The sequence below is a fragment of the Bartonella sp. AA2SXKL genome, assembly GCF_042197205.1.
In the GTDB taxonomy this organism is placed as follows: domain Bacteria; phylum Pseudomonadota; class Alphaproteobacteria; order Rhizobiales; family Rhizobiaceae; genus Bartonella.
In genome coordinates, this window is the sequence record NZ_JBHIRN010000002.1 from 284,637 (window position 1) to 293,203 (window position 8,567).

Here is an 8,567-nt window from a genome sequence, read left to right on the forward strand (position 1 = left end):
TCCCCTCTATAGTGAATTAATCAAAATCATTGGCTTGCACGTCATAAAAGGGTGTGTGTGTGGGCTCTATGTCGGTGAGTAATATTTGAAAAAAGACTGAAATGCCTCTTATGGACGCTCTCAAAGGTCAATGGCTGTTGTAACATGAGAGACAAATGGTATGATGATGCTCAGCTACTACTTTTATGAAGTGAAAAGGGGCATGAAGGTAAAGAAGGACGTGGCGTAACAAGGGGCGGTTTTGATGGTTCACTTTACGGGGGCTATTATATCTTATTTACAGATACTGTTTTGAAATGAGCGTGGATGCGCTGGGAAATATTAAAAAAGTGCGTGAATGAGGAACACAAGTGTATCCTGTTTTAGGATGCCCTATTGTAACTGAAGAGGATATCTCCATTAAAGAATGCGATAAATAAAAGCGTAAAATATGTAATTTTCATCAATTAATTGTCTTTGTCGTGGAGGCTTTAAGCCCGTAAAGCTGAAGAGTGATGATGGATATTAGCTTTACTCCTTGAAATTGCATATTCTGCCAAAATAAAATTATATACGCATTGCGAAAATTACACAAAAAGAGATGGGTAACAGGCTCGCTTTTATTTTGCATATAAAAGCTGAAACGGTTTGCTCTTTATCGTTTTGGTTTCTGTTTTAAAATATGCCGGTTATATGAGGGATGGAAGTTGATTGACAGCGGGAATGGATTTTATGTGGCTTTCAGTTCTCATCGTTAAGGTTTTGCGGAACTATTGGGGGACTATAGAGGTTGGTGTAAAGGGGTTGAAAATATCTTTGTGCTTAATAAACAGATGAGACATTTTGCTAAAAAAGGGGAAACTTCTCTTGTTCATTGTTTAAAATGCTCTTTTAAGAAAAAATATCAAAATAAGTATCAGGAACAGAGAGGCAATAGACAATTCCTTCTTGTGTCAATTTGAGGGAAGCTGAACCATTCACGGAAATGGGAACGATTTTTTCGAGAACGGCACTACCAAAACAGGCTTTTTTATTGTTTGTGGGAGGGATGCCGGATTCAAAATTTTCATGCCAAGTGATGATAAGTTGCGTTTTGCCATTCAGTTTTGTTTCAATTTCACAGCGTACACAGATGCTCCCCTTTTCTTGGGAAAGGGCTCCAAAAGAAAGAGAATTGACAATCAGTTCATGAAAAGCCAAACCGATATGCAAAGCGGCATTGGGAAAAAGATAAGGATCGACGCCTTCAAGTGAAAAACGTTCTGTTTCTTTCATAAAATAACCTAAAGCCTGCGTTTGGACCAATTCGCGAAATTGAGCACCGCGCCAATCGGAATCAGTGATCAGATCTTGAGAATGAGAAAGAGAATGAAGACGACCTTGAAATTTTCGTAAAAAAACCTGAAGAGATTCAGTATAGCGGGCGGTTTGGCTGGCAATACTTTGAATGATCGCTAGAAGGTTTTTAGAACGGTGACTGACTTCGCGAAGAAGGATTTTAAGCACTTGTTCACGGCGGCGTAAGCCGGAAATATTGACACCGGTGGTGATAATACCAATAATGTCTTCGTTATCATTGCGGTGGCAATCAATGGAAAATTTGTACCAAATCTCTTGTTTATTTGTATCTTCAAAACGTGCTTCAACAGTTTGCATTTTGCCACTGGCTAAAACTTGCAGTTTGATGGTTTCCATATTGTCTGCAAGGTCAAGCGAAAAAAAGTCGCTGTCACGACACCCAACCCGCCATTTATTGTGCAAATGGTGTGGCAAGTTTTCAGCCCATAAATAAACCAGATTTGTTGCCTGATAGAGAACGCAAATATCAGCACCACGAATCGCTTGCATGAGCGCACTCATATGAGATTTATCCATGGGAGGCTTTGAAAGAGGCGTAACGATCATAATTTTAAGATGTTACCCTGTTCTAAGCCGCTTTAGAAGCATTCTCTTGAAAAAATAAAGCTTGGGAAATAAGCGCTTTCACCATATCAGGGTTAAAAGGTTTGGTTACTAAAAAAGTTGGTTCTGGACGCTCGCCAGTGAGAAGCCTTTCGGGAAAAGCCGTGATGAAAATCACCGGTATACGGTCATTTTTCAAAATCTCGTTGACCGCATCAATCCCTGAACTGTTATCGGCTAATTGAATATCAGCCAAAATCAACCGTGGTTTTTTCTTATGATACATGATGACAGCTTCATCACGCGTGCGCGCTATTCCTACAACATGATGACCTAGGCTTTCTACCATTTGCTCAATATCAAGTGCAATAAGAGGTTCATCTTCAATAATCATTACTTCAGTGGCAATTTGTTGAGAAATATCAATGGATGCTTGGTTGAGAAGCTTGCGAAATTCTTTCGTATCCAGATTCATGATTTCGCTGGCGTCTTGTTCATGAAATCCTTCAACGGCAATGAGCAAAAATGCTTGGCGTGCACGGGGCGTGAGATAGGATAATTTGGCACTGGTTTTTTGTTCAAGACCAAATTGGGGCAGGGGTTCAGGGATGTTTGGTGTGGTTTGGTCAAAAAGATGGCAAAAAAGCCAATAGGTACCAATTCGGTCAGTGGAGGCTTTGGGAAAAATGGAGATGTCGGCAATGAGTGCTTCCAACATCGCTGAAACATAGGCATCGCCAGAGGATTGGCTACCGGTGACAGAGCGGGCAAAACGCCGAAGATAGGGAAGATGCGGGGCAATGCGCGTTGATAATGACATAATTTATAACTCCTTTGACCTTTCAAGCATTTTGTTGGTTGAAATTCTCAACCGATAAAAAAGTTCCTTGATTTGTATGGAACTTTTTACCGACAGCTATATTTACAACCATAAGGCGAAAAAATCTTCGCGGTGCTACCAGTAATATATGGATTAGGGGGATGAAAAATGAACGACCGTGATGAAAAAAATCTCACTACACAATTTAGAGTTGGAGATGATCTTCTCGGGGTCAATAGCGAAATAGCACGGAAGTTACGTCAATTTTACATGGAAATTCAAGAAGAAGCACTGCCACGGTGTTTGCTTGAGCTTTTAGAGAAGTTGGAGCGCGCAGAGCAATTTGGCTTAAACAATGTGGAAAAGGTTTGAATCCTTTATGTCAAAGTGCGCGAAAAACTTTAAACAAGAACTCCTTTCTGTGTTGCCGGCTTTACGAGCTTTTGCTGTTTCTTTAAGTGGCAAGCACGATAAAGCCGAAGATTTGGTCCAAGATACTGTTATGAAGGCATGGGCTAAGCAAGATAGTTTTGAGATGGGAACTAATCTTAAAGCTTGGCTTTTTACCATTTTGCGCAATGAATTTTATAGTCAAATGCGTAAAAAGGGAAGAGAAGTTCAAGATACCGACGGCGTGTTTACTCAAAATGTCGCTGTTCATCCTGCTCAATATGGATCACTTGATTTGCAAGATTTCAAAAAAGCCTTAAATTTGCTTTCTGCCGATCAAAGAGAAGCCATTATTCTCATTGGCGCATCGGGATTTTCTTATGAAGATGCTGCGGCTATTTGTGGTTGTGCTGTTGGAACCATTAAAAGCCGTGTGAGCAGGGCGCGTAATCGATTACAAGAACTTCTTAAAGTCAACGGTGAGTCTGATTATGGTCCTGATTCTTACTCAGCTGGAAGTACATTGTGTTCATTTAACGGCTAAAAAAGCATAATAATTATGATCGATAGCCTTGTTTTTTTTATTCCCGTTATAGCTATTACAGTAAAGTCAGTATCTGAGGGAATTCAGAAGTTTGGCGTGTATCTTTAAGAACACAAGAAAAGCCTGTATAAAACTTTCTCACGGGCTTTAGGTTTTATGTTCCATAAGGTTGCCTTCCTTTGTGCTGAAAAATGACGACTTTCAAGTTCGCCAATGGACATTCTATGACAACAAAAACAAATTTGATGCCTCAAATGCCTTCTTCTGATGCAACGATATCACGCTGGCGGTGGGGTGCGATTGTTGTTTCTCTTGTTATGGCTCTTTTGGCATCGGTTTTTATTATGTTGCTTTCAAATGCCGTTGATCGAGAAGTCGCACAGTTGAATACAAGTTCAGAATTGCGCGAACAGGCTGATTTGGTCCTTATTAGCCTGATTGATATGGCTGTTGCTGACCGCAGCTATGCAAAAACGCGCAAGGCGGAAGATAAAATACGTTTTGAAAATGCAGAGCGGGAGTTGGGGAATATTCTCGACTATATCGCACTTATTGTTTATGCGCATCCGCAGTGGTATAAATGGTTTACGGCTTTTAAAGAAGAGGTTGAAGCACGAAAAGCCTTTATGAATGCCCATATGCGTGCTCTTGATGCGATTCCTGAACAACCTTCTCAACCTTCTCATGCGGACTCTTTGGAAGTATCAAAGATTCCTGTAGCACGTTTAGCTCAATTGATGACAAGCTTTATTAATGGGGATGATGTGGTGCGACAAAAACAGCGTGAGGGTATCGCATTGATGCGGGCGGCTTTGACATTGGCGGCTATTGTTTCCGTTGTGAGTACCTTTATTTCTGCCTATTTTGTTATTAATCGTTTTCATCGTGATATGCGCTCTTTAAAATTGTATCAATTGCTGCTTCATAGTGAAAATATCGCTCTGGAAGCCCGCGTGAAAGAACGAACACAAGAATTAGAAAGAGCACGTAATCACGCTGAAAAAGAACGCCAACGGGTTGAAATATTGTTGCAGGATGCAAGCCATCGTATTGGCAATTCTCTTGGGACGGTGTCTTCTTTGTTGGGGCTCCAGTTAAACCGGAGCAAAAATGAAGAGGTCCGTGCTGTTCTAGGGGCTGCACGTGATCGTATTCAGACAATTTCTACAGCACATCGTCGTTTGCGCTTAAGTGATGATATGGAAACGACACTATTGGCAGAGTTTCTCAGCTCTGTTGTGCATGATGTCGAATTGGCAGTCCCTTTTGAATTGCGTGAAAACATCACCATTCACACCAACTTTAAAGATTGTCGCCTGTCTTCAAGAGATGCGACAACACTTGGAATTATCCTTGGTGAACTGCTGACAAATTCCTTAAAACATGCCTTTCCTGATCAACGGTCTGGTCATATTTATATCTCCTTTGGTCCCCAGAAAGATGGACAATTGATGCTCATTGTAGAAGATGATGGCGTGGGAATGAAAAGCCAAACTTTAAAACAAAAAACAGGACTTGGTCGTGTGGTCGTGGAACAGCTCTGTATGCAATTTGGTGAAAAACCTCTGTTTGAAACTTCTGCTTTAGGAGGTACAAAGATTGTCATTCCTTTGCCAAAACTTAGCATGAATAGTTCAAAAAAAAGCTCTGACTGATTTTTTAAAAGGGTAAATTTTCTCTTTTCTCGTGGTAAGCTGCCTTTCATTCATCGTGAATGTATGGGGAGGGCATCTTTTCACAAGAAGAAGGAAAAATACGGCTTCAGTAGCGCGAACACAGCACCATTCATATCAGATTGTCAATTGCCTTCAAGAGAAACAACTTTGCTTCTTTATCTTTTGGTGTAATGTTTGATTTTCTCTCTTGTTGTTTTTTTGCTTTGTTGACTCCGATGATCGGCTTTCAAAGTTCTCCTTGTCTGAGAGCTTTGAAGTGCTTAAGTTAGCCTTTAAATTTATTTTGAATAAGAACTTCTTTGAGCCAATAATACTTATATTCGTAAGCTCTATTGCTTTGCAAAGAGAGAGTTTTTTCAAGTTTTGTTATTTTTTGTAAGGCATGTGAAACTTTAAATATGGGGTGTTTTTGTAAAAGTGTGTAAGGAATATTCTTAAGGTAGAACGTGCTCAGAAAGTTCATGAAACACCGTCCTTTAGGGCTATGAACAGCATACATTCAACAAGTGGAATCTATTCAATAAAAAGCTGGATTGTTTATAGAATGATATGGATTTTAGAATCTTCATCCTTTAGCGGGCACCTCTTTGATTTGAGATTTTATTGCATGGCAAATAAGGACGGGCTATCGTTTTGATAAAATAAACAAGAAGAGTTAGCCTTTTGGGGTTTCATATTTTTCACTTTTCTATTGTGCGTAAACCTGAAAAGGGGAGGGCGTTTTATTTTTAATCATTGTGATGCGACCTTGGGTGGTGGCATCTTTCGGCGTATTCTTTAATAGATATTTAAAATGCGGAAATCTCTTTGAGAAAAGTAAGCGCTCAAGCATATTTTTTAGATGTTTTGAGTCGTAAAAATGCAGATGCTTTAAGTTTCTTCGGAGGGTGCTATTGGGCTGTTGATCAAGGCATCAATGTTGTTTTTTTCTTGTAGGAATGTTTGTAGGTCTTGATTGGTTAAGGCTTTGCTATCCGGTATACGAATGCGCATGGGATCAACTTTGACGCCATTGACAATGATTTCAAAATGACAATGGGGACCGGTTGCCATTCCTGTTGATCCAACATACCCAATAATTTGTCCTTGTCGTACTTTCACGCCTGGTTTGATGTCTGGTGCATAACGACTTTGGTGTGAATAACTGCTGACATATCCATTGGCATGTTGAATTTCCGTATGGTTTCCATAGCCGCCTGTTACGCCTACTCTTGTGACAATACCATCTCCTACAGCAATAATGGGTGATCCTTTAGGAGCAATCCAATCAACACCCGTATGCATGCGGACATAGCCTAAAATAGGATGTTTGCGTGGACCAAAGGGAGAGCCAAAAATGCCATTTGGTGTGGGTTTGCGCAGCAAGAAAGGCTTTGAACTTTTCCCTTCAGAATCATAATAATCAACGCTTCCATCTTTTAATTGATAACGGTAATATTTATAAGTTGTATTCCCAAAAGTTGCACTAATATAACGAATTTCTGGATCAGCGTTCTTGGATGCTTCCTTTGCTTTCAAATTCTTTTTGCCGTTTTTGTTTTCTTTATCGCTTTGTGGTACAGCATAAAATATTTCGATCTGATCATTGGGTGTTATCGGACTTTTCATATCAATATTGGTGGCCAGCAGACGAATAAGACGATGAGAGAGAGATTGTGATATATTATGGCTTAGCAAAGCACTATAGAGTGCATCATAAGCCGTTGGTAATTGTGCGCTATTGATATAAGAATGTGGAATACCATTTTGAAAAGCCGTTTTAAGTGCTTTAGACATTTTAGGCTCTGTGCTTTCAATGAATTGGCCTTTATCATTCAGGGCAATGGTGAGAACATGATGCATCCCTTGATAGATACTTGCGCGTACGAGATGGTCTTCTTCACCAGCTTGTGTCACGATACCAATGCGTAAAAGGCTTCCCTCTTTAAGGGAATCGGAAAGGCTTATTTTTTCTAGCGTTTTTACAACCTGGTCAATTTGCTTTTTTGTATAACTGGTTTTTTTGAAAGCATCGGCTATCGTTTGTTTTTTACGAATAGGAATAATATCTTCAACATAGTTTTTCGTCAGATCGATACGGTGACTTTGAGGAGAAACGGTTACATTTTCTTGAACGATTCGAACTTCAGGGGATTCTGTGCCTTGGGAAGGGGAGGATACATCTTCTAATTTTAAAGGATCAATCAATGTGAGAACTGAAAGAAGTTCGGAGCTCTTTTCTAAAGTAAATCCAGCTTTTTGTACTTCTTGTTGTGCCTCTTCATCTGTCAATGTGTCGCTGTCATCAAAATCGAATTGATTTACCTTAAAATCATAGCTGCGTAAGGTGAGTTTTGTTTCAACCTTTGCACCGTAAATCTGCCCAGAATCTTCTTGTGGTGCGATATTTTGATTTTTCGTATCACTAGCAAGAATGCTTAAAGAATCAAATTTTGGATAGCTATATTTCTGGGGGCGATTTTCGGCTAAAGCCATACGAATCCATTCAAAATGTTGTGTTTGAATGACTTTTTCATCGCCTTTTTTTTGTAGAATCGATAATTCAAATTGACGTTTTCTGTCAAAGCTTTGCCTTGCATGGGTGGGAGAAATACGATCACCTTTATAGCCATTGGCCTCAGGGTCTTGTGATTCTGATAGGTTTTCTTGCGTAAACCATTGTGGCGGTGTTACCAATCGCTGTTGTTCATCAAGAGCCGTAAAAAGTGCAATCCCCATAAGAATGCAGGAAGTGATTCCTGTCAGAATGGTTCCCGTAAGCCAACGAGCAGAGACCTGTCGGCGCGCAGGCCGCAAGCGCTTGACGACAAGAGCAGGGTCTTGTCCAGGATCGTTTTTTTGTTGTTCGTTATCCCACATAGATTTATAAAAGTACTTTTCAATATTAAATAAAGAAAGCTAGATAGATAGATAGCTTAGCATGCTTCTACAGGAATTTGATTCTTTTTACAAATTACAGATCATGCGATTCTCTTTATACAGCAATGTCTTTATAAATCGTATCTGCGCAGAAAATTTTCTCTATTAAAGTAGTATAAAACAAGCGTTATTGTGATTAACTCATTCCTAGGCAACTTCCTATTTTTATGCATTGCAATGGGGTGCTATATTTTACTTTAAAGGCGCCATGCTCTCTTTGAACTCCTTGCTGTTTTCATGTTTTATTTTTATGAAGGCAGATTTTTCCAATAATGTTTTGAAATAGGATTTTTTGTTCAATATTTTATTGGTAAAGTTTGGGTTATTTTATTTAAAA

6 protein-coding genes are annotated in these 8,567 nt (G+C 39.5%); 3 read left to right on the forward strand and 3 right to left on the reverse strand.

The genetic code is table 11. The features are described from left to right. Positions 1-870: 870 nt before the first annotated feature. Both ACFINS_RS02615 and ACFINS_RS02620 read right to left on the reverse strand, forming a co-directional pair. Positions 871-1,884, reverse strand: coding sequence for a sensor histidine kinase (locus ACFINS_RS02615; protein WP_375611690.1), 1,014 nt, complete (start codon positions 1,882-1,884; stop codon positions 871-873). A 22-nt stretch (positions 1,885-1,906) separates the two neighbouring features. Beyond that, complete coding sequence (locus ACFINS_RS02620; RefSeq protein WP_375607013.1) at positions 1,907-2,701, reverse strand: response regulator; 795 nt, start codon at positions 2,699-2,701, stop codon at positions 1,907-1,909. A 168-nt stretch (positions 2,702-2,869) separates the two neighbouring features. Here ACFINS_RS02620 and ACFINS_RS02625 point away from each other — a divergent pair, with 168 nt between their 5' ends. The 3 genes from ACFINS_RS02625 (at position 2,870) to ACFINS_RS02635 (ending at position 5,290) form a co-directional block, all read left to right on the forward strand. Beyond that, positions 2,870-3,073, forward strand: coding sequence for a NepR family anti-sigma factor (locus tag ACFINS_RS02625; RefSeq protein WP_375610684.1), 204 nt, complete (start codon positions 2,870-2,872; stop codon positions 3,071-3,073). Positions 3,074-3,080: 7 nt separating this feature from the next. After that, the gene (locus tag ACFINS_RS02630; protein WP_375611691.1) at positions 3,081-3,635 is read left to right on the forward strand and encodes an RNA polymerase sigma factor; all 555 of its coding nucleotides are present in this window, start codon (positions 3,081-3,083) and stop codon (positions 3,633-3,635) included. A gap of 224 nt (positions 3,636-3,859) precedes the next feature. Further along, complete coding sequence (locus tag ACFINS_RS02635) at positions 3,860-5,290, forward strand: sensor histidine kinase (RefSeq protein WP_375611692.1); 1,431 nt, start codon at positions 3,860-3,862, stop codon at positions 5,288-5,290. A gap of 891 nt (positions 5,291-6,181) precedes the next feature. On the opposite strand, the gene ACFINS_RS02640 is transcribed toward ACFINS_RS02635, so the two are convergent. Then, positions 6,182-8,170, reverse strand: coding sequence for a M23 family metallopeptidase (locus ACFINS_RS02640; RefSeq protein ID WP_375629211.1), 1,989 nt, complete (start codon positions 8,168-8,170; stop codon positions 6,182-6,184). Between the last annotated feature and the right edge of the window lie 397 nt (positions 8,171-8,567).